At 37.9% G+C, this 21,641-nt stretch carries 19 protein-coding genes and 1 riboswitch; all 19 genes read right to left on the bottom strand.

Features of this window, described 5'->3' with window-relative positions:
• Positions 1-7: 7 nt before the first annotated feature.
• On the bottom strand, positions 8-967 hold the full coding sequence (locus tag AC3B6B_RS06705) for a thymidylate synthase (RefSeq protein WP_489757919.1): 960 nt from the start codon (positions 965-967) through the stop codon (positions 8-10).
• Positions 967-2,847, bottom strand: coding sequence for an ABC-F family ATP-binding cassette domain-containing protein (locus tag AC3B6B_RS06700; RefSeq protein WP_489757918.1), 1,881 nt, complete (start codon positions 2,845-2,847; stop codon positions 967-969). Before AC3B6B_RS06700 ends, AC3B6B_RS06705 begins: the two co-directional genes overlap by 1 nt.
• Positions 2,848-2,850: 3 nt before the next feature.
• Positions 2,851-4,062 carry a CCA tRNA nucleotidyltransferase gene (locus AC3B6B_RS06695; protein ID WP_489757917.1) on the bottom strand — a complete coding sequence of 404 codons (1,212 nt, stop codon included), beginning with the start codon at positions 4,060-4,062 and terminating at the stop codon, positions 2,851-2,853.
• The gene (locus AC3B6B_RS06690) at positions 4,052-5,323 is read right to left on the bottom strand and encodes a tetratricopeptide repeat protein (protein WP_489757916.1); all 1,272 of its coding nucleotides are present in this window, start codon (positions 5,321-5,323) and stop codon (positions 4,052-4,054) included. The genes AC3B6B_RS06695 and AC3B6B_RS06690 overlap by 11 nt, the downstream gene beginning before the upstream one ends.
• Positions 5,324-5,949: 626 nt before the next feature.
• Positions 5,950-6,225 carry an HU family DNA-binding protein gene (locus AC3B6B_RS06685; protein ID WP_489757915.1) on the bottom strand — a complete coding sequence of 92 codons (276 nt, stop codon included), beginning with the start codon at positions 6,223-6,225 and terminating at the stop codon, positions 5,950-5,952.
• Between the two features lie 179 nt (positions 6,226-6,404).
• A complete protein-coding gene (gene der / locus AC3B6B_RS06680; RefSeq protein ID WP_489757914.1) occupies positions 6,405-7,718 on the bottom strand; it encodes a ribosome biogenesis GTPase Der in 1,314 nt (437 codons plus the stop codon).
• 73 nt (positions 7,719-7,791) lie between these two features.
• Positions 7,792-8,991: a 30S ribosomal protein S1 gene (gene rpsA, locus AC3B6B_RS06675; RefSeq protein ID WP_489757913.1), complete on the bottom strand. Its 1,200-nt coding sequence runs from the start codon at positions 8,989-8,991 to the stop codon at positions 7,792-7,794.
• 71 nt (positions 8,992-9,062) lie between these two features.
• Entirely contained in the window at positions 9,063-9,728 is a 666-nt protein-coding gene (gene cmk, locus AC3B6B_RS06670; protein WP_489757912.1) for a (d)CMP kinase, read from the bottom strand.
• Positions 9,729-9,923: 195 nt separating this feature from the next.
• On the bottom strand, positions 9,924-10,604 hold the full coding sequence (locus tag AC3B6B_RS06665; RefSeq protein ID WP_489757911.1) for a LysM peptidoglycan-binding domain-containing protein: 681 nt from the start codon (positions 10,602-10,604) through the stop codon (positions 9,924-9,926).
• Between the two features lie 82 nt (positions 10,605-10,686).
• Entirely contained in the window at positions 10,687-11,226 is a 540-nt protein-coding gene (locus tag AC3B6B_RS06660) for an ECF transporter S component (protein WP_489757910.1), read from the bottom strand.
• A 56-nt stretch (positions 11,227-11,282) separates the two neighbouring features.
• Positions 11,283-11,400: riboswitch (FMN riboswitch) on the bottom strand.
• A gap of 4 nt (positions 11,401-11,404) precedes the next feature.
• A complete protein-coding gene (locus AC3B6B_RS06655) occupies positions 11,405-12,127 on the bottom strand; it encodes a pseudouridine synthase (RefSeq protein ID WP_489757909.1) in 723 nt (240 codons plus the stop codon).
• Positions 12,124-12,693 carry an SMC-Scp complex subunit ScpB gene (gene scpB, locus AC3B6B_RS06650; protein ID WP_489757908.1) on the bottom strand — a complete coding sequence of 190 codons (570 nt, stop codon included), beginning with the start codon at positions 12,691-12,693 and terminating at the stop codon, positions 12,124-12,126. Before scpB ends, AC3B6B_RS06655 begins: the two co-directional genes overlap by 4 nt.
• A 6-nt stretch (positions 12,694-12,699) precedes the next feature.
• Positions 12,700-13,425, bottom strand: a complete 726-nt coding sequence (locus AC3B6B_RS06645; protein ID WP_489757907.1) for a segregation and condensation protein A — start codon at positions 13,423-13,425, stop codon at positions 12,700-12,702.
• Positions 13,426-13,530: 105 nt separating this feature from the next.
• The gene (locus AC3B6B_RS06640) at positions 13,531-13,887 is read right to left on the bottom strand and encodes an N-acetyltransferase (RefSeq protein ID WP_489757906.1); all 357 of its coding nucleotides are present in this window, start codon (positions 13,885-13,887) and stop codon (positions 13,531-13,533) included.
• 6 nt (positions 13,888-13,893) lie between these two features.
• A complete protein-coding gene (locus AC3B6B_RS06635; protein ID WP_489757905.1) occupies positions 13,894-14,754 on the bottom strand; it encodes a CvfB family protein in 861 nt (286 codons plus the stop codon).
• A gap of 14 nt (positions 14,755-14,768) precedes the next feature.
• Positions 14,769-15,230 carry a DUF441 domain-containing protein gene (locus tag AC3B6B_RS06630; RefSeq protein WP_489757904.1) on the bottom strand — a complete coding sequence of 154 codons (462 nt, stop codon included), beginning with the start codon at positions 15,228-15,230 and terminating at the stop codon, positions 14,769-14,771.
• A gap of 131 nt (positions 15,231-15,361) precedes the next feature.
• Positions 15,362-17,131, bottom strand: a complete 1,770-nt coding sequence (pyk, locus tag AC3B6B_RS06625; protein WP_489757903.1) for a pyruvate kinase — start codon at positions 17,129-17,131, stop codon at positions 15,362-15,364.
• A gap of 55 nt (positions 17,132-17,186) precedes the next feature.
• Entirely contained in the window at positions 17,187-18,146 is a 960-nt protein-coding gene (gene pfkA / locus AC3B6B_RS06620; protein ID WP_489757902.1) for a 6-phosphofructokinase, read from the bottom strand.
• Positions 18,147-18,232: 86 nt separating this feature from the next.
• A complete protein-coding gene (dnaE, locus tag AC3B6B_RS06615; RefSeq protein WP_489757901.1) occupies positions 18,233-21,535 on the bottom strand; it encodes a DNA polymerase III subunit alpha in 3,303 nt (1,100 codons plus the stop codon).
• Positions 21,536-21,641 lie beyond the last annotated feature (106 nt).

Genomic DNA, 21,641 nt, shown 5'->3' with positions numbered 1-21,641 from the left:
TTACTCCTTAAACAGCCACGGGGGCCGAAATACTGGACTGGGGATGATAATTTTGTACGTTAATTTGTTGCAACGTTAACTGATCAATACTCGTTATTTGCGGATCTAAAACCAGTTGCGGTCCCGCCGTTGGTTGACGTTGTAGTTGCAATTTAACTTGGGCTAAATGATTTTGATAAATATGGGCGTCACCCAAGGTATGAATCAATTTTCCCGGTTTTAAATGAGTTACTTGGGCAATTAATTGTGTTAATAACGCATAACTGGCAATATTAAACGGCACACCCAAAAACAAATCTGCACTCCGTTGATATAACTGGCACGACAAATAACCATCGTTAACATAAAACTGAAACAAGGTGTGGCAAGGAGGAAGAGCCATGTTTTTTAATTCTGCCGGATTCCAAGCTGTCACAATTAGTCGGCGAGAATCAGGATTCGTTTGAATTTGTTCAATCACCTGGGCAATTTGATCAATTTCTTGTCCGTCAGCTTGCCAATGACGCCACTGTTTCCCATAGACATTACCCAAGTCACCAAATTTTTGCGCAAACTGATCATCTTGTAAAATTTGTTGGCAAAACAATTGCTTTTGTCGTTGATATTCCTGATTGAACTGCGCATCTTGTAATGCTCGGTGCCCAAAGTCTGTCATATCGGGACCTTGGTAAGCAGAACTTTGGACATATTTTTGAAAAGCCCATTCATCCCAAATATGGTTATTATGTTGTAATAAATACTTAATATTACTATCACCCCGTAAAAACCATAATAATTCCGATTTAATCAAACCAAAAGGGACTTTTTTAGTCGTTAACAGGGGGAAACTATCTTGTAAATCAAACTTCATTTGGTAACCAAACAAACTATAAGTTCCGGTCTGAGTGCGATCCGTCTTAAATTGCCCCGTCGTTAAAACCGTGTGTAACAACTGTAAATACTGTTCTTCATTTTTAGTTGTTGCCATTAGTTATCCCTCTCTGCTAATTCTAACCACCGATCACTCGCCATATCTAATTGCTGTTTAACCTCAGTCAGTTCTGTTTGATGCTTCAAAATTTCTTGATAATTATTACCTTCCGTACTCATTAACTGTTCTAAATGCGCTTTTTGTTGTTCTAACCGAGTGATTTTAGGCTCTAGATCTTTTAATTCCAATTGTTGCGCATAAGTTAATTTATTAGTTGGCGCTGTTTTGACTTGCGGCGCAGCCGCTTTATTTGACGCGGCTTTCTTCGCTTTAGTTTGATTACTTGTTAAATATTGTGAATAAGAACCCCAATAACGCTGCACTTGACCGTGACCGTGGAAAATTAATAAATCATCAGTAATTTTGTCCAAAAAATAACGATCATGCGAAACCGTAATGACACTACCACTAAACTGGGTTAAATAATCTTCCAGAATTGTCATGGTTTCAATATCCAAATTATTAGTTGGTTCATCAAACAATAAAACATTCGGTTGTTGAATGAGAATGGCTAACAGATATAGCCGCCGTTGTTCACCGCCAGATAAGTCACGAATAAACGCCCCCTGCTGTTTAGGAGAAAATAAAAATTGTTCCAGTAATTGTGAAGCCGACATCTTATCGCCCTCACTGTTAGCCACATTTTGGCCAATAGATTCTAGATAAGTAATTACTCGTTGGCTTGGGTCCATTTGTTCTACTTGTTGCGTATAATAACCAATTTTAACTGTTTGACCAACATTTAATTGACCCTTTGTTAACTGCTGGCGACCTGCCAAAACATTCAAAAAAGTGGTTTTTCCGGCACCGTTAGCGCCAATAATTCCTACATGCTCACCAGAATTAATTCTTAATGTTAAATCTTGTAATAAGACTTGTTGGCCAAATGCCAATTGTGCTTGTTTTAATTCGAATACATCTTTACCCAAGCGTTGGTGTTGTATATCAATATTGAGTTGCTGCTCTGAAAACTGAGATTGATTTTTTAAAGTTTGACTTAGTTCTTTAAACCGCTCCACACGGGCATTTTGTTTGGTTCCTCGGGCCTGAACCCCAGCCCGAATCCATTTTAATTCATGGCGGTATAAATTCTGCTGGTGTTGTCTCGTTGCTGCTAAAGTGGCCTCATTTTGGGCCCGCTTTTGTAAATAGTCTTCATAATTACCACTATATTCTTGTAATGTTTGATTACTTAATTCAAAAATACGATTAGCAACTAAGTTTAAAAAGTAGCGGTCATGGGTCACGAAAATCACAGCACCAGCATAATTATTTAAAAAATTAGCTAGCCAGCTGATAGCTGTTTCATCCAAGTGATTAGTCGGTTCATCTAAGATTAATAAATCAGAATCAGAAACTAAAATTTGCGCTAAACTGACTCGGCGCACCTGACCACCCGACAATTCTTGAATTCGTTGATTAAATTCAGTAATGCCTAATTTCGTCAAAATCGTTTCGACAGTTGCTTGAAACTCCCAACCATCAATGCGATCCATTTGTTCTTGTGCTTGAAAAAAGTTTTGCGCAACTTGGGGATTATCGCTATCTCTACTATATTGACTTAATGCTGCTTCGTATTGCCGCACACTGACATACAAGGGTTCGTCCCCCTGTAAAATGGCCTCTAACACCGTTTTTTGCGGATCTAAATACGGATTCTGCTTCAAGTAGCTAATTTGATAATCGCGCGGATGGTCAATCACACCTTGCTTGAGTAAAGTTTCATCAACCAAAGAATTAAGTAGCGTCGTTTTACCAACCCCGTTTAATCCTAACAAGCCAATGCGATCCGGTTGTTGAATTTTAAAATTAACTTGCTTAAATAAAGTTCGTGCTCCAAATGATTGTTGCAAATTATTGACACTGAACATTTTCATAACTTAATCACCTTTAATCTGAGCATCACGTTGTCGTAAAGCTTTGAGTATTTCTTGTTGCTGGTTAGCTAATTGTCGACTTACAATTTGTTGTTGAAGCCATAATAAATCTTGACCAATCTGTGGCCCCGGTTTCAAGTTTAATTCTTGCATGAGCAATTGTCCGTCCACTGCCAAATCATGACTACTTTTAATGGGCAATTGTTGATAAACTGCTGCCAATTGCTGTGCTTGATCATTTTGATTTAACAAGCCCAACAATTGGCAACAATTTTGGACCACTGGTTTTTGAGCCTGGTAAATATCCCAAGTCGTTAGTTGTGGTAATTGCTGCAGTAATTGCACGCTCTTCATAGTGACTTTAATAACAGCATTCGCCAATTTCCAAGCCTTCAAAAATTGTAACAATTGGGCTTTACCCAGCTGCCACTGCCAGCCCAATAAAGTCCAAACTTGCGTTTGATTTTGTAAATTTAGTTGGGCATCTAACGTTAATAATTCGGATACTTGAGCATCAGCCAGTTGTGGACAATACCGATTCAATTGTGTTTGTAGCATCGTTTCTAAACCGGCTTGCCAACACGGTGCTTGCATTAATTTCAGCCACTCATCGCGAATTCGTTCAACCGCAATTTTAGACAATAAATCCGCATTAGCTGCAATCCCTGCTTGTGTCGCAGCATCGATTGTAAAGTCGAGCTGTGCTTGAAAGCGGACCGCGCGAAGCATGCGCAAAGCATCTTCGTGAAAACGTTCTTGAGGATTGCCAACGGCTTTAATCCGGCGGTGTTGTAAATCAGCTACTCCCCCAAATAAGTCAATAATCTGACCCTGAGTCGTCATAGCTAATGCATTGATCGTAAAATCGCGGCGTTTTAAATCTTGTTTTAAAGACCGCACAAACTCTACATGGTCAGGACGACGATAATCTTGATACCCCGATTCAGTCCGAAAAGTAGTAATTTCATAAGTTTGATGAGCAGTAATGACGGTCACTGTTCCATGATCAATCCCGGTATCTGCAGTATGGTTAAAAATAGCTTTGATTTCTGCCGGATAGGCACTAGTCGCCAAGTCCACATCATGAATCGGACGTTGTAATAACATGTCACGGACACAACCACCAACAAAGTAAGCCTCAAAGCCAGCCGCATTAATTTGCTCTAAAACAGGAATTGCTGCTGCAATCGCAGTCGGAAAATGTTCAATTCTCATTGTTTAAATTCAACTCCTGTTCCAACTCATTCATTTCCCAATCGTTAGGTACTAATTTTAGATAATTATGAACAGCATTTTTCAGCAAATCTGGAGCTGAACTTTTCCGTAATAAAGTAATCAAGTCCTTTAAATAATTAGGATTATCCTTAAATTGATCATAAACACTCAAAAAAGCCGTTTGGGCGGCCGAAATTTGTTCGAGAGCGCTCAAGGAGCGGGCCCGGTTCCATTGTGCTTGTCCATCATCACGCAACTGATCTGCATATTGGTCCAATAAATTCAAATTTGCTTGGTGTTCATTTTTTAATAAATAAATTTGACTCAAAGCTAAAATTAAACTAGTTGGCGCATATAACATCTTCAAACCTTGTTTTAATAAAGTCACTGCTGGATCTAAATCACCTAGTCGTTGTGCACTGGTAGCTACCAATTCATATAACAATTCACTATAAGGATCATAGCTCAATCCTTGCTGAGCTGCTTTAAATGCCGCAGCTGGCTGATTCTGGGCCAAATTTAAGCGACTTTCCAAAATATAACCTGAAGTATAATCCGGTGCTAGTTGTAATAATTGTTCAATTAAAGTCTGTGCTTGTTGATAATGTTTTAATTCTAATTCCAGATTAGCATAATTATATAGATTATCCGCATTTAAAAATTCGGGTGTGGTTTGTTGATAACTGGCCTCCGCCGCTTCATAATCACCTAGTCCCACTTGCGCTGCAGCTAAGCGTTGGTACAGTGAAATTCCTGAAAATTCGAAAACATCTTGATCAATTAACTGCTCATAATAATCAGCTGCTTGTTGAAATTGATTTTCGTTAAAATATAATTCCGCTAACGCAAATTGAATCACTTGTTCCTGCGGTGCTAATTTTAATGCTTGTTGCAATTTTTGCTCACTAACCTCATAAAGACCTAAGGTTTGATAAAGATCCGCACTAACCATTAATGATGCGACATAAGCCGGTGAATCTGCCTGAATTTGTGCCAACAAATTGGTTGCTTCATCAACTTCATCATTAGAAATCAGTGTCTCTGCTAAATTAACTTTTAGAATATCTTCCTGAGGCAATTGTTTTAACAAGGAGCGGTAAACTACAATTGCACTATCCACTAATCCTGACTGTTGTAGCTGTTGTGCCGCTTCATACAAATCATCTACAGAATCACGCTGTAAAGCTTGTTTTAACAGTGACTGTCCATGGTCAAAATCGCCTTGTTGTAAAGCCGCCACCGCTTGTTTGCTATATGTCATTTAAAATACTCCTTTAATTCCGTTAATTTCAAGATAACACAAATTAAGAGACTTACCAGTATTACATCTGTCATAAAATATTTTCTAAATCAATTTGACACTTTTGATCCAAAAAAATAAGGGTACGACTAGCACAACAATCACTAAAGTATTTAAAAACTCCCAAGTTATATAAAATCCTCTGAAAAAACTACTTAATCAGCAATTTCCAAAAGTCAGTTTTAATGACTAATTTTTTAATAACTTTTAGATTTAGTATTGTCGCATTAACCTTCAAGAAACTAGGACTCAAAGAATTTGGCGTCAATTGAGACGAACATTTTCTTTTGATAATATTCCCAAAGTCAGTAGCTCGTATCCAACTTTATACAATTCGAAAATTAAAGTTCAGACTTTAATCTGGAATATCGTTAGTACGCAACTTCTCATCTACTTTTGTCCTAACTTCTATTTCAGGCTAGTTGCATCCTTATCAATTATACCGATAAATAAATAATAGTTGGGAAAAGCGGACTTAATTAGCTGACCAGCGGTTAAGCACATTTTCCCAGAACAATTTCCTTATGTAAGCTAAGACGATTATAACAAATATTATAATCGCCCGTGATAAACAATCTTTTAAAAAATTATTTAACTGCGTCTTTTAATGTCTTACCTGGTTTGAAGGCAGGAACATCACTAGCAGGAATTGTGATTTCTTCATTCGTTTGTGGGTTACGACCCTTACGAGCAGCACGATGACGAACTTCAAAATTACCAAAACCAATTAATTGAACTTTTTCGCCCTTAACCAAACTTTCTTGGATAGAACTGAAAACTGCATCGACTGCAGCAGTAGAATCCTTCTTAGTTAAACCAGTTTTTTCAGCTACATTTTGAATTAATTCTGCTTTATTTGCCATAATTTTTTTCACCTCCGTGAAGCAATGAAGTGATCATTACTTAATCAAAATGACGACTACCACACCATCATTCTTTAACAAATTATCATAAGATTCCCAAGCTAGCAAGGAATAATCACATTTTTTTACGAACTTTTGTAATTCTTAATAAAAATTTTATTTAAATCCACCAAAACAGTCTATTTCCGCATTCGCGCAATGATCTTAATCGGCGTACCAGTAAAATCAAACATTTCCCGTAACTGATTAACAATAAAGCGCTCATACGAAAAATGAAAGAGCTCGGGATCATTCACAAAAGCGACAAAGGTTGGTGGATTAACCGCAACTTGCGTCAAATAATATAGCCGCAACCGTTTATTTTTCACAGTTGGTGCTGGCGCAATTGCAGTGGCTTTTAACAATAAATCATTCAGCAATGACGATTGAATCCGCCGATTTTGGTTTTCATAAACTGCCGTTACTAGTTCAACAATTTGATCTAAGCGTTGGTTTTTCAGTGCTGAAACAAAAACAATTGGTGCATAATTTAAATATCGAAATTCTTGGCGCAAATAATCTGTAAATTCTTGCATCGTTTTTTGATCTTTATGTTGGACAGCATCCCACTTATTAACCGCAATAATGACCCCACGACCAGCTTCGTGCGCTAAACCAGCAACTCGTTTATCTTGCTCACGAATCCCTTGCTCGCCATCAATCACCATAACGACTACATCACTACGATCAATCGCGCGCATAGCCCGCATCACTGAATACTTTTCCGTGTTTTCATATACTTTACCACGTTTACGAATGCCCGCAGTATCAATCATCGTATACAATTGGCCTTCATCATCAACAAAACTGGTATCAATCGAATCACGTGTCGTCCCTTCCATATTGGAAACAATTACACGCTGTTCGCCTAAAATGGCATTAACTAATGACGACTTACCAACATTCGGTCGTCCAATAAAGCTAAATTTAATAGCAGGATCTTCATCAACTAATTGGTCATCAGGAAAACTTTGAACCACTTGATCTAATAAATCTCCCAAACCTGTACCATGAACTCCGGAAACGGGGAATGGTTCACCTAAACCTAACGTATAAAATTCATAAATATCTTGACGCTGCTCTAAATTATCGGCCTTATTAACTGCTAAAACGACGGGCTTCTTAGCTTGAAACAAGATATGAGCTACCGTTTCATCTTCCTTGACGACGCCCACCCGACCATCAACAACCATCACAATGACATCAGCCTCGTCGATGGCAATTTCTGCTTGGCTTTTAATTTCTTGATTGAGCGTTGTATTTTCTAAAGTAATTCCGCCTGTATCAATCACCGTAAATTGTTTATTTAGCCATTCAGCATGCGTATAAATCCGATCGCGAGTTACTCCAGGAGTATCTTCAACAATAGCGATTCGTTCACTCGCAATTCGGTTAAATAGGGTAGATTTTCCAACGTTGGGGCGTCCAACTAACGCCACTACTGGCATTGCCATATTTTCACCTTCTTAAAATTATTTAATCAAAAAAACTGGCTCCAAAGAGTCAGCTTTTGCACAATAAGTTTGATTAATTTTGAGAATTTTCATCATCCACAATATCACCTAAAGCAAAACCACGTTCTTCATCAGGCAAAGTGTAATCAATCTCTTCTTCTTGAGATTCAGCTTCTTTTTTAGCATGCGGATTTTCCGTTAATTCTTTAATTGACAGACCTAAACGCTTTTGCTCTGGATCGACATTTAAGACTTTCATGTGAACTTGTTGACCAACTTGTAAAACATCAGCTGGCTTATCAACATGATTCCAAGAAATTTGGGAGACATGAACTAATCCTTCAACCCCTGGTAAGACTTCAACAAAGGCGCCAAAATCAGTCAAGCGTTTGACGACACCATCGATTTCATCACCAACGGCAATCTTTTCGGAAACACTTTCCCAAGGTCCTGGTTGTGCAGCTTTAATAGACAAAGAAATTCGTCCACGTTCTTTATCAACATCTAAAACTTTAACTTTAACCTCTTGCCCAACTTCTAAAACATCAGCTGGCTGATTAACTCGTTCATAAGAAATTTGTGAAACATGAACTAAGCCGTCCATACCGCCTAAATCAATAAAGGCGCCAAAACTAGTTAAACGAGAAACCTTAGCTTCGATAATATCACCTGGTAAGATTCGTTCCATAACTTCAGCTTCACGTTGCTTCTTTTCTTGAGCTGCAATTTCTTTATGTGATAAAACAAAGCGATTCTTAGCTGGTTGCACTTCAATAATTTTCAAATCTAAAGTTTGGCCAACGTAAGGCTTTAAATCACGAACAAAATGATCTGAAATCATCGAAGCCGGAATGAAACCACGCAAACCGTCCACTTCAACTAACAAACCACTTTTGACAGTTCCGGTAACTTTTCCTTGAACTGTAGTATCTTGATTCATCAAATCAGCCATTTTAGCGTAGGCTTTTTGATTTTCAATACGGCGTTGAGATAAAATAAAACTACCGTCTTCTTTGTCACTCGCAGAATGCCGCACGACTAATAATTCTAATTTATCGCCAACTTGTGCCAGCTTATGAATATCAGCCTTCCGATCTGCAGTTAGTTCACGCAGTGGGACAACTCCTTCAACTCCAGAATTATCAATACCTACAACCAGTTGATTGTCTTCAACTGATAATACCTCCGCGGTAACCACATCGCCAATTTGTACTTGATCAAAACTATCAAGCGCTTGCTCCATGGGATTTATGCTGTTATTCTCTTCAGCCATTTTTACATCCTCCTCGCCATCGTTCGAAATCTATCTTAATGTAAAATCACTTCAATTACCAGTGCTATTAATTAATTCTTTAATTTTATTTGAATAATTTGCAGTGCTTTGTCAATAACTTGATCAATGTTCAAGCCAGTCGTATCAAGAATTTGCGCATCTTTCGCCTGAATTAATGGTGAAATACTTCGATGAGAGTCTTTATAATCACGTTGCGTAATCTCTTCTTCAATTTGGGCTAAAGGTGTGGTAATTTTACGAGTTAAATTTTCTTGATAACGCCGCTGTGCACGTTCTTGAACACTCGCTGTCATAAAAATTTTAACTTGTGCGTGGGGTAAGACCACCGTTCCAATGTCTCGGCCATCCATGACTACATCGTTGTTTTGTGCCAATGCTCGTTGTTGTTGCACTAACAATGTCCGTACCCCTTGTAACGCCGAAACTTGTGAAACATTTTGCGCAATGATTGGTGTCCGAATTGCCGCCGTGACATCTTCTTGACCGGCGTAAACTAACTGTTGTTGATTTTCTAATCGAAAAGTAACTGGATTGGCTTGCAACGCTTGAACAATTGCAGCTTCAGCACCGTAATCAAGCTGCAATTGCGTCGCTAACCAAGTGGCTGCGCGATACATAGCTCCCGTATCAACATATAAAAAATTTAATTTTTGTGCAACTGCTTTTGCAATTGTACTTTTACCAGCAGAAGCTGGTCCATCAATAGCTATTTGCATTTAAGCACTCCTAATAACAGTAAAAGAGGTTGGGCCAATAAGACTCATACTCATCTAACAAAATGAACATTCAGTCATTATTGTGTTTCAAAAGTCAGCAGTTTGAGTCTAACGATTTTAAAGTCTTTCATTCAGTTTTAGACTTAAAAATTTCATTCAACTACTTGATGACTTTTGCTCCCAGCCTCTCAAAATTTAGTGAACACGCAAGCGCATCCCTGGTCGTAACACGGTGTTACTAGACATTCCATTTAATTGGTATAACTGCTGAGTTGTCATCCCATGATTAAGTGCAATTCGATAAGCATTATCATGAGCTTGTACAACATAATAAGAAGAATTAGTTGCCGAAGAACTTGCTGCCGTAGTTGCTTGCTGATTAGTATTAGCCTGCTCGGCAGTATTATTATCAGCTGCAGCGGTATTATTCGTTGGACTTTGTTGTGTATTAGTAGTTTCCGGCTGATTAGTTGTAGTTTCCTTAGCAGTCTTATCAGATGGAGATTCAGATTTTTTATTGGTCGACTGATTCAAATGTGATGCTACTTTTTTAGCTTTTTGCTTTTTTGCTTTTTTATGAGTTGCAGTACTTTTAGGCTTCGAACTAACTGCCACTTGACTAGTACTATCAACTGCCGTCTTTTGATGACCGGCTGAAACAGCCGACCAAACAATTGGCAAACACATAATTGCCAGTAGCACGATCACTAATGACCAAACCAAAACCTTATTACTTTTTTGAGTTTCTTTACGTTGAACCCGTGAATACTCTGCAGAAGTTTCTGGCGTTGTAGAGTCTGTCACAGATGATGTATCTTTTTGATCAGCAGAATCTCCAAATGTTGCTTCCCAAAGTTTAGGTTTTTTATCGCTCATTAATCTCACCTCTAATAACTATTAAGTTTACCAGTTAAATGGATAAATTTCATTAAAAAAGAAAAAACTGAAGATTTTTTTATCAAAATTTTAAACGTCTAGTTAATAAAATGCTCAAAATCGAATTAATAACACCTTTAACTAAATTAAATGGCACAACCCCAAATAATACGTATTTTGCCACCGGCATTCCGATATGAAAATTCAGAACGGTCATATATAAGGGCATTAAAATAAAGTAGTTAGCCAAAGACAGCACAATAGTTAAACTCAAAGTTCCACAACCGTAAGCTAACCAATTAGCATGATCGTTACGCAGTAACAAAACAATCGGAATAATAAATGCCAAGCTAGACAAGAGTGATGAAAAATCACCAATTAAACTAGCTACATTCATTCCCATTAACACCCAATGTAATAATACTTTACAAAAAGCTACTAACGTTCCGGTCGACATTCCATAAAGACCAAAGGCCAATAACACCACAACATCACTAACATCCATTTTCAAAAAAGAAAAGCCTGGAATCAATGGAATTTCAATATACATTACTAAAGTTGCCAAAGCGGTTAATAAAGCACCACCAATGACTTTATTGTGCGCTAACTTACTTCTTTCCATAAAAAAAGACCTCCAACAAATCGTTGCAAGGCAAATGAGACCATTAAATAATGATCTTGCGTTTTCTATCATCTGGACTATACCATCGGCTTTTGGAATTACACCAAATCCACCATTGCTGGGTTGCGGGCTATCACCGCCGGTCAGGAATTTCACCTTGCCTTGAAAACGATATTTATTATAATTTTTTAAGAGCTTTGACTTCATCTTGCGTCAAAAAGCGCCAGTCGCCAGATACTAGACCATCTAACGTTAAGAATCCAACTTGCTCTCGTCTTAATTTTACCACATTAAAGCCGACTTGTTTAAACATTTCCTTAACTTGATGATTCATGCCTTCGTGGATCACTAGTTTTACTAGTGAAGTTTGCCGTTGACGATCAATACTCATAATTTCCGATTTAGCTGGAGCAGTCTTACGGCCCTTGATCTTAACTCCATGTCGTAATTGTTCTAACGCTTGAGAAGTTACAATCCCAGATAATTTAGCAATATAAACCTTATTAACTTGATTACTTGGATGTAATAAATGGTTAGTTAGATCGCCATCATTCGTCATTAGTAATAAACCGGAAGTATCATAATCCAAACGTCCTACTGGATAAATTCTCGTATCAATAATATCTTTAAAATAATCCGTTACTACTTTGCGTCCCTTTTCATCATGAACCGATGAAATCACCCCGCGTGGCTTATAAAATAACAAATAGACTTTGGGCCGTTTTTCAATCGCTACGCCATCGACTTCAATCAAGTCGTGTGTGGAAAATTTACTCCCTAACTCGCGAATTACTTTGCCATTAACTTGCACTCTCCCCGCCGTAATTAAATCTTCTGCTTTCCGGCGCGAAGTAACTCCCGCATTGGCAATCAATTTTTGCAATCGTTCTGTCTGTTTCATTCGTCTCTATCCTTTTTTGAAAATAAATCAACATTTCCTTGCTGATCCAAATTTTGTTCTTGAAATGCCGCTAATGGTGGTAAATCTGCCAACGATGTTAATCCAAAGTAATTTAAAAATTCCTTCGTAGTACCATACATCATGGGACGTCCGGGGGCATCTTTATGGCCTGTCACTTTAATTAGTTGCCGGACAAGCAATGTTTGTAAAGTCGCACTACTATTTTTCACACCACGGATCTCATCGATTTCAATGCGTGTGACCGGTTGCTGATAAGCAATGATTGCTACAACTTCTAGTGCAGCAGTACTCAACTTATTAGCTTGCTCAGTCTGCCAATATTGATCTAACAAATCATGATATTTAGCTTTGGTTAATAACTGATACTGCTCACCAAATTGCTTAATTATCAAAGGATACTGGTCAGTAGTCTCTAAGACTTCAGTTAGGTCGGACAATTGTTGCCGCACACTGGCTAAGTCTTTGTTTAATAAAGTGGCTAAATCCTGCAAGGATAAACCCTGCTCACCCGCGACAAATAACAAGACGATTAATTCTTGCTGCACTTATTTTTACCTCAACTTTACCAAAATATCACTTTGATAATCAATTTGTGTGACTAAAACCGTTTGATCTTTAACTAATTCCAATAATCCCATAAATTTGGTAACTACTTCTTCAACCTGAGCACTCTGTTGCAACAATTGCTGAAAAGTTAATTGGTGTTTCTGCTGCAATTGTTGCATAATTTGCTCTTGCGCTTGCGTCACCGAAATAGTTTCTAAAAACGGCAATTGCGCCAAATCAGTTTGTTGCTGCAACCGATCTAATAATTTAACCAAACATAATGCTAAGTCATTACCAAAATAAGTTCCTGGTCGCAAACTCCGCTGATGCGGAGCCGCAACTGTGCTTGGAGGGCGACTATACAACTGCCGACGTTGATGTTCTAATTCCTGTAAATCTTGAGCAGTCGCCTGATAAGCTTGATAAGTCAATAATTGAGCGACCAAATCTGTTCTAGGGTCAACTACATCCTCTGCCAAATCATCATCAAATACCGGAGTTTGCGGCAATAATAATTGACTTTTAATCCGCATCAAGGTCGCCGCCATAACCAAATAATCACCCGCAATATCCAACTGCAAAGATTGCATTCGATGCAGATAATCTAAATATTGTTGCGTCACTGCGGCAATCGGAATATCGTAAATATTAATTTGTGATTTTTTAATTAAATGTAATAACAAATCCAGGGGACCCTGAAAATCAGTTAAAATTAACTCTAGTTGTTCCACTACTGACCACCTAATATTTTTTGATACCGGAGCAAAGCAATTAATGATCTAAAAGCTCAAGTCGTACGCCATGAAATAACTTTAGCATTAGCAATCCCGCAGCATTCAGCTATTTTTTTGCCAGCGTATGATTAGTGGTGTTAGTTCTATACTGCCCATAATTTTATCATCTGGATAATATTCCTGAACTTCATCCAAAATCTGAAACATTATCTGTTGTGAACGCTCGGCGGGACTCAACGAAATATAACGCACCAAAATAATTTGTGGCTGCACTTCTAATGCTACCGCCCCAATAAAATCCGTATTTTGTTGAGGTTTATACAAAAACAATTGATGCTGTTGATTGTCATTATATAATTGCAATTCCATACGCACATGATCTAAATCTTTCAACTCTGGCATATACGATAAAAAGCCCATCGCAATTTTTTGATAATTATGACTATACTTAACTAACATAAGTGTCTACTCTTTATTTTTAAGAACAATTCCTGTAGCAGTTTGTTCAATTAACTGTTGCTTTAACAAATGCCCCAAAGCCCGCTTAAAACTGCTCTTGCTAATACCAAAATAGCGTTTAATCTCTTGGGGATCACTCTTATCGTTATATGGCAAATCAAAATTAGGTTGATGCTTTAACACAGCCAAAACCATAGCCGCATCATCACCAATCTCTTCATAAGCCCGCGGTTTCAGTGATAAATTTAAATGATCAAAACTACTACCAATGACGCGCGCTTTAACTACCTGACCTAAACGAGGTTCTACTTCTCGTTGACTAGGATGAATAAAGCCCAAATGATAATCATTAGTCAAAACAAAGGTGCCACTCATCTTAAGACGATAAACAGTAGCTTGAACATTTTTATTTTGTAAATTTTGATTAGCGCGGCGACTAATTTGTTGAAAAATATTAGCATCAGCCAACTTGCCCCACATGCGATTTTTGCGATCAACTTTTACACTTAATAATAAGCGATCACCTTTTTGCGGCCACAATTTTTTGAGTTCTGGTAAATCATCTAATGACACGACTAAGTCTTTGTCGGGCAAGCCAATATTCACAAATACTCCTAAGTCAGTCCGCACATCAACTACTTCGCCCCAACCAAAACTCCCTACACCAACAGTGGGAATTTGTGGCGTTAAAATTAATTTGTGGGCCTTATTTTCATACAGATAACCTTGTAAATTATCAACTGGTTTTTCAACCTGTTCTTTAGGTGTTTGAAACGTTTGTCCTGCAATTGAGACAAAATAAGCATTTTGATTTTGGTCAATGACTTGACCAGTTTGAATAGTTCCTAATAAATCTTGTAATTCCAAGTTAGCACCTCATTTTATTTAATTCCAATATTCGCTAACACCGTTAAAATACAGTATGCAATGCCTGAAGCAATAACTGGGCCAGCAGCAATACCTTTAAAAACGACCACTCCCACAATCGTACCGAAAACTAACGCCACCGTCATTTCTGGAGACGCCGACAGTAAGTGAACACCCTTAGCGGACAAAATAGCAACGAGAATTCCACAAAGCACAGCTACATAACCTGCAGGTGACTTAAAAGCATTAATCAAATCACGAAAACCCACTTCTCCAGTGGCTATCGGAACCAAAATGGCAACCGAAATGACAGTGACCCCCCAATTAATTCCTTGTGAACGAATCACACCCAGTAAATGCCCCGTTTGCGGTAAAGCTTTTAAAATTAATACCACTAATGTAGCAATTAATAATGAATTATTTTTGCTTAAAAAAGCTACTACTAAGATAATAGCTAAAAATAACCAACTCTCCATAAAATCTCCTCAATATTCAACATCTTACCATATAATCGTCTTTCTTGCTTGGCGACTCTTAGTGACAATTTGAAGGCAAAATAAAAAGCAGGAAATTAATCCTACTTTTTTACTAATTAATTAATTGAACTTTAAAGTGAGTTCGAAGCACCACGGTAAACATTACCACGACGTGAATCAACAGTAATAACTTCATCATCTTTAATTAACTTAGTAGCATCTTGAGCACCAACAATAACTGGAATACTTAAAGCAATTCCCACGACTGCAGCATTAGATGTTAAACCACCATTTTCTACCACTAAGGCACTAGCTTTTTCAATAGCTGGGAAATAGTCTTTATCAGTATTTTCGACAACCAAGATATCTTGATCACTCATTTTATCAATAGCTTCTTGAGCACTATGGGCAACAGTTACTTTACCAATTACTGTTTCATCACCAACGCCTTGGCCTTTGACTAAGTTAGAACCAATTAATTGAACTTTCATCAAATTAGTTGTACCACTTTCGCCAACTGGCACACCAGCAACAATTAAAATCAAATCGCCTTCCTTAGCAAAGCCTAATTCTTGAGCTTTTTGCGCTGCTAAGTCAAACATTTCATCTGTGTTTTCTGGACGATCTGCAACAACTGGATAAACACCCCAGTTAACTGTCAAACCACGTTGAACTTTTTCATCAAAAGTAACGGCTAAAATATCCGCACTTGGACGATATTTAGAAATCATCCGTGCTGTATAACCAGAATTAGTAGCTGTAACAATCGTCTTGATACCTAATTCTTGGGCTGTCCGCACTACAGATTCACCAATGGATTCTGTTGCGTTAGAACCCTTATATTCTTCAAAACGTTGTAAAGCTAAAGTATTGGCACCATCAAGTTGTTCTTGTGTCCGTACATCAATGCGGCTCATAGCATCAACAGCTTGCACAGGATAATCACCATTAGCACTTTCACCAGATAACATTGTGGCATCAGTACCATCTAACACAGCATTGGCAACATCAGTAACTTCAGCCCGTGTAGGACGTGGATTTTCTTGCATCGAGTCTAACATTTGTGTAGCAGTAATAACCGGCTTACCTAAAGCATTGCACTTTTTGATTAAATCTTTTTGAACAAATGGGACGTTTTCAAATGGAATTTCCACACCCATATCACCACGAGCAACCATCAAACCATCAGAAACCTTTAAGATTTCATCAATGTTATCAATACCTTCTTGTGATTCAATTTTAGGGAAAATTTGAACTTGTTCTTGATGCTTAGCTTCTAATAATTCACGAATGTCTAACACATCTTGAGCTTTCCGTACAAAACTAGCAGAGATGTAGTTAATGTTGTGATCTAAACCGAAGTTGATATCATCAGTATCTTTTTCGGTAATACCTGGTAAGCGAATTTCCACGCCAGGCGCATTAACACCCTTCTTAGAACCAATAACACCATCATTTTGTACAACAGTAACTAATTCTTTATGAGCTTCGTCTTTTTCAGTAATCTTTAAATCAACCAAACCATCATCGATTAAGACGTGACCACCAACATGAGTGTCATCATATAAACCAGGATAAGTCACTGCAATTTTTTCAGGATTACCTGTAAAATCAGGATCCATCGAAACGCGAATTACATCACCAGTATGAGCTTCAAACTTACCGCCTTCTTGAACAGTCGTCCGAATTTCTGCACCTTTAGTATCTAACATAATACCAACGATTTTACCAGTTAACTTTTCAGCTTCTTTAACCATTTTCATCCGTGACAAATGTTCTTCATGGTCACCATGAGAAAAGTTAAAGCGAAAGACATTAGCACCTGCTTCAATCAATTTAGAAATTGTTTCAACATCGTTACTTGCAGGTCCTAAAGTACTAACAATTTTAGTTCTTTTCATTAATTTTCTCCTCAAATAAATTAATCACACAACTTAATTAGCATACCAGAAAATATTACTTAGCTAAAGACTTGTTTATACCGTATAAGCTTAAATCTGGTTGATGTTTTTCGTCAAATAAATCGGTCATTGGATGATAGGTTAATTGATTATTTTCTGTACCAATAGCAATTCCGCCTTTACCTTCAGCCAACAAATCAACCGCATAAGCTCCCATTTTGCTAGCAAGTACGCGATCACGAGCTGTCGGGGAACCACCACGTTGGACATGACCTAAGACTGTACTTCGAGCATCAAAATCACCATATTGTTTTAATTGCTCCATAAATTCATCGGCATGCATGACTCCTTCAGCCAGCACAATAATTGTGTGCTTTTTGCCACGCGCCCGTAAAGCTTGAATATTTTGCGCAATTTGGGCAATATCGAATTCTTTTTCGGGAATAATAATCTCATCAGCACCACCAGCGACACCAGCCCACAAGGCAATATCACCAGCACCACGGCCCATCACTTCAATCACAAAAGTTCGTTCATGACTAGCCGCAGTATCACGAATTTTATCAATGGATTCCACTACAGTATTAACTGCAGTATCAAACCCAATTGTAAAATCAGTATACGGAATATCGTTATCAATGGTTCCTGGTAACCCAACCGCATTATAGCCATGCTCGGTTAAACGCAAAGCACCGTGATAAGAACCATCACCGCCGATAACCACTAGCGCATCAATACCAAACTTCTTCAATTGCTCAATTCCTTTAAGTTGGCCTTCAACTTGAGCAAACTCTGGATAACGAGCAGAATACAGCATAGTACCGCCCCGCGTAATAATATCACCAACGTCAGAACGTTCCATCTTAAAAATATCACCAGCGACTAATCCAGCATAACCATAATTAATCCCGTACACTTCAAAGCCTAGTGACATTGCTCGCCGCGCTACCGCACGAATAGCGGCATTCATTCCGGGCGCATCGCCACCACTAGTCATGACACCAATTTTTTTCATCATCACACCTCACAGTTAATGAAACTACATACAAAATATACCATTATTTTCGAAAAAAAACAGTACTACTTTCCAGAAAAGTTGCTTTATTGATAACTACAATTAGTTTTGCCGAAGGCCTGAATTAACGAATTGCGGCTTTGTTCATCGTATTTAATCCAATATTTTCGATTCAATAAAAAATTTTCACTATTTTCAGAAAAACAAGCAATTACTGGCGTCTCTCCGGGATATTTTTGGGTTAAAGTCATTAATTTTTTAATATGTTTTGGATCTTTTTTCTGAAATTTAACAAAAACGCGATGTGGCGGCACCTTTTTTAATAACGGAGCTGCTTTGAATATTTTATCAGCGATTAATTCTGGGCGTTGCTGCTGATCGGTGGTAACTTTCACCCGCATTAGATACACCTGATTTTTAATTAAATCTATCGTTTGAAAAGTGCGGGGAAAGACCGTCACTTTAAGAGTTCCTAACTGATCGCTTCCGGTTACAAAAGCCATTTGTTGCCCTTTTTTAGTTCGAATCACTTTAATATTCTGAATAAATAGCAAAATATTGGCCGTTTGACCAACGACCAATTGTTGGCTAGAAACAATGGGATACAGCCACTTTAAAGTCTGGTATTTATCAACCGGATGTCCCGAAATGTAACTACCTAAATATTGTTGTTCCTGATCCAATTTTTCCAAATGACTATAATCTGGAATTTTTTTAGCTTTGGGTTTTAAAACATCAAACAAAGAAATACTATTATGCGCCAAATGTAAGCTTTCCAAGAGATCCGGTAACTGGTCAACAATTTGTCTGCGATTTTCATGTAAGCGGTCAAAACAACCACTTTTAATCAACGGCGTAATCAGTTCTACATTGCGAAAACGTTCATCAATTCGTTTGACAAAATCTAACAGACTTGTAAATTGACCTTGTTGTCGAACTTGCAAAATATTTTGCAAAAAATCACGACGAACGTGTTTAATAAACAATAACCCAAAACGTAAACTCTGCTGTTCAATCGTAAAATTGAGGGTACTTAAATTAATATCGGGGCTGAGCAGTTTAATCTTTTGTTGTCGTAAATCTTGTAAATAAATGATAGTTTTATCACTATTCAAATTAGCGTTTAATAAAGCTGCAAAAAAAGCCTGCGGATAATGAACCTTTAAATAAGCCAACGTATAAGCTAATTGACTATACGCTACCGAATGAGCTTTATTAAAACCGTAATTAGCAAACTTTTCTATATATTCAAAAACTTGCTGTGCATTTTTTAATTGATGACCGCGACTCACGGCTTGTTGGATAAATTGTTGCCGCTGTTGTTGCATAATTTGGCTATCTTTTTTGGCAATAGCACGGCGTAATAAATCCGCTTGGGCCAAGCTAAAACCGGCCATTTGCGCTACCACTTGCATAACCTGTTCTTGATAAATCAAAATACCATAAGTGGGTCGTAAAATTTCTTTCAAGGAATCATCAGGATAAGTAATAGGTTCTTGATGATGTTTGCGCGCTATAAAATGGGCAATATTTTGCATGGGACCAGGACGATACAAAGCATTAACTGCCACAATATCAGCAAAATCATCAGGTTTTAATTGGCGTAAAACCGAACGAATGCCGCGCGATTCAAATTGAAAGATACCGTCTGTTTGGGCCGTTTTAAAAAGTTGCAAAGTGTCTGGATCATTCAATGGAATTTGCATGGGGGCAATTGTGACTTGTTGAGATTGCTGAACTAATTCTAAAGCTTGCGCCAAAATTGTCAGATTACGTAAACCTAAAAAATCAATTTTTAAAAGTCCTAAAGCTTCCACATTACCCTTCGTTTGCTGAGTTAACCAAGTACCTTCACTTCCCCCCGCTTGTAAAGCGACGGTGTCCGTTAATGGTTGTTGACTCAAGACAATCCCTGCAGCATGGGTCGAAAAATGTCGTGGTAAGCCTTCAATTTGCTGTGCTACCTGGAATAGAGTTTGATTTTGACTAGATTGTCCCACCAAAGTCCGTAACGCTGAAGATTGTTGATAAGCTGTAGCCAATTTAATCCCCAATTGCTGCGGAATTGCTTGAGACCAGCGCTTTAATTCAACCTGACTCAATCCCATTACACGTCCTACATCTCTTAAGGCCTGTTTAGCTGCAAAAGTACCAAACGTGATGATTTGCGCCATGTGTTCTTGACCATATTTTTGCTGCATATATTGCACTAGTTCTTCCCGGCGATTATCAGGAATATCCAAATCAATATCTGGCATATCAACGCGTTCTGGGTTTAAAAAGCGTTCAAATAATAAATCATATTTTAAAGGATCAATTTGGGTAATTTGTAAAGCAAAACTGACTAACGAACTAGCTGCTGAGCCCCGCCCTGGTCCGGTTAGAATCTGCAATTGATGTGCTTTTTGCACAACATCTCGAACAATCAAAAAATAATCCGCGTAACCCATTTGGTTAATAACTCGTAATTCATATGCTAACCGCTGCTGATAATTCTTTGGAATGGATTGGGGCGCAAAATACTGTTTTAATCCTGCTCGCGCTAGCTCAGTTAAATATTGAGCAGCAGTTAAATGTTTTGGCGTGGCAAAATGAGGTAACTGGGTGCGTTGAAACTGTAATTCGACTTGACATTCTTGTGCTAATGCTAAAGTTTGCTGCCAAGCTGTTTGTAAATTCAAATTAAGGCATTGCTTTTGACAAGCTTGGGCTGAACGTAACGAATGATCTTGCGTATTAGTTGTCGTCGTCAACTTATCTCCTGTTGCTACATGCTGCAATACCTCTTGACTAAAAGCATCTTGGGGTTGCAAGTATTGAACATCATCTAAAATCACACAAGCCAAATTTTGTAGTTGACTTAACCGCTGCCGTAAATTAATTTGCTCTGTTGTAAAATTACGTAAATCTAAACCAACATACAAATCATGGGGTTTGATTTGCTGTAACCGTTGTAAATATTCGGGTGCTTGTTGTTGATGGCGCGTTAATAAAACTTCTAATTCACTGCGCCCCTGAGGAACAATTAAGACTAAATCCGTTAATAATGAGGAAAATTGTGTCAAATCTAGCGCCGTCGTTTGTGTCTGAATTTGCGTAGATAATTTTAATAAATTATGATATCCACGAACATTTTTGGCAAGCACAATTAGTGGATAATCATTTTCTTGATCTAATAACCCGGGAATTAACAACGTCATCCCTAATAGCGGGCGTAAATGATTTTGCTCAGCTAACCGATAAAAGTCTACCAAACCATAGGTCACGTTAACATCTGTTAGAGCAACTGATTGATATCCCAATTGTTTTGCTTGCTGAATTAATTGTGGCAAGCGAATGGTACTTTGTAATAAAGAATAGCTACTTAAAACTTGCAACTGCGTTGTCATTAGCCAGTTCACCTCTTTAACTATTTTATCTTAAATTTCCATGAGTTTTCACGCAAATAAAGTGAATTTTGTGGTAAAATCCAATTATGAAAGTGAGATGAATAAG

Source organism: Bombilactobacillus sp. ESL1197, from assembly GCF_058107145.1.
The sequence above is the reverse complement of the archived record's forward strand: the minus strand, read 5'-3'. Positions and strand labels throughout refer to the sequence as shown.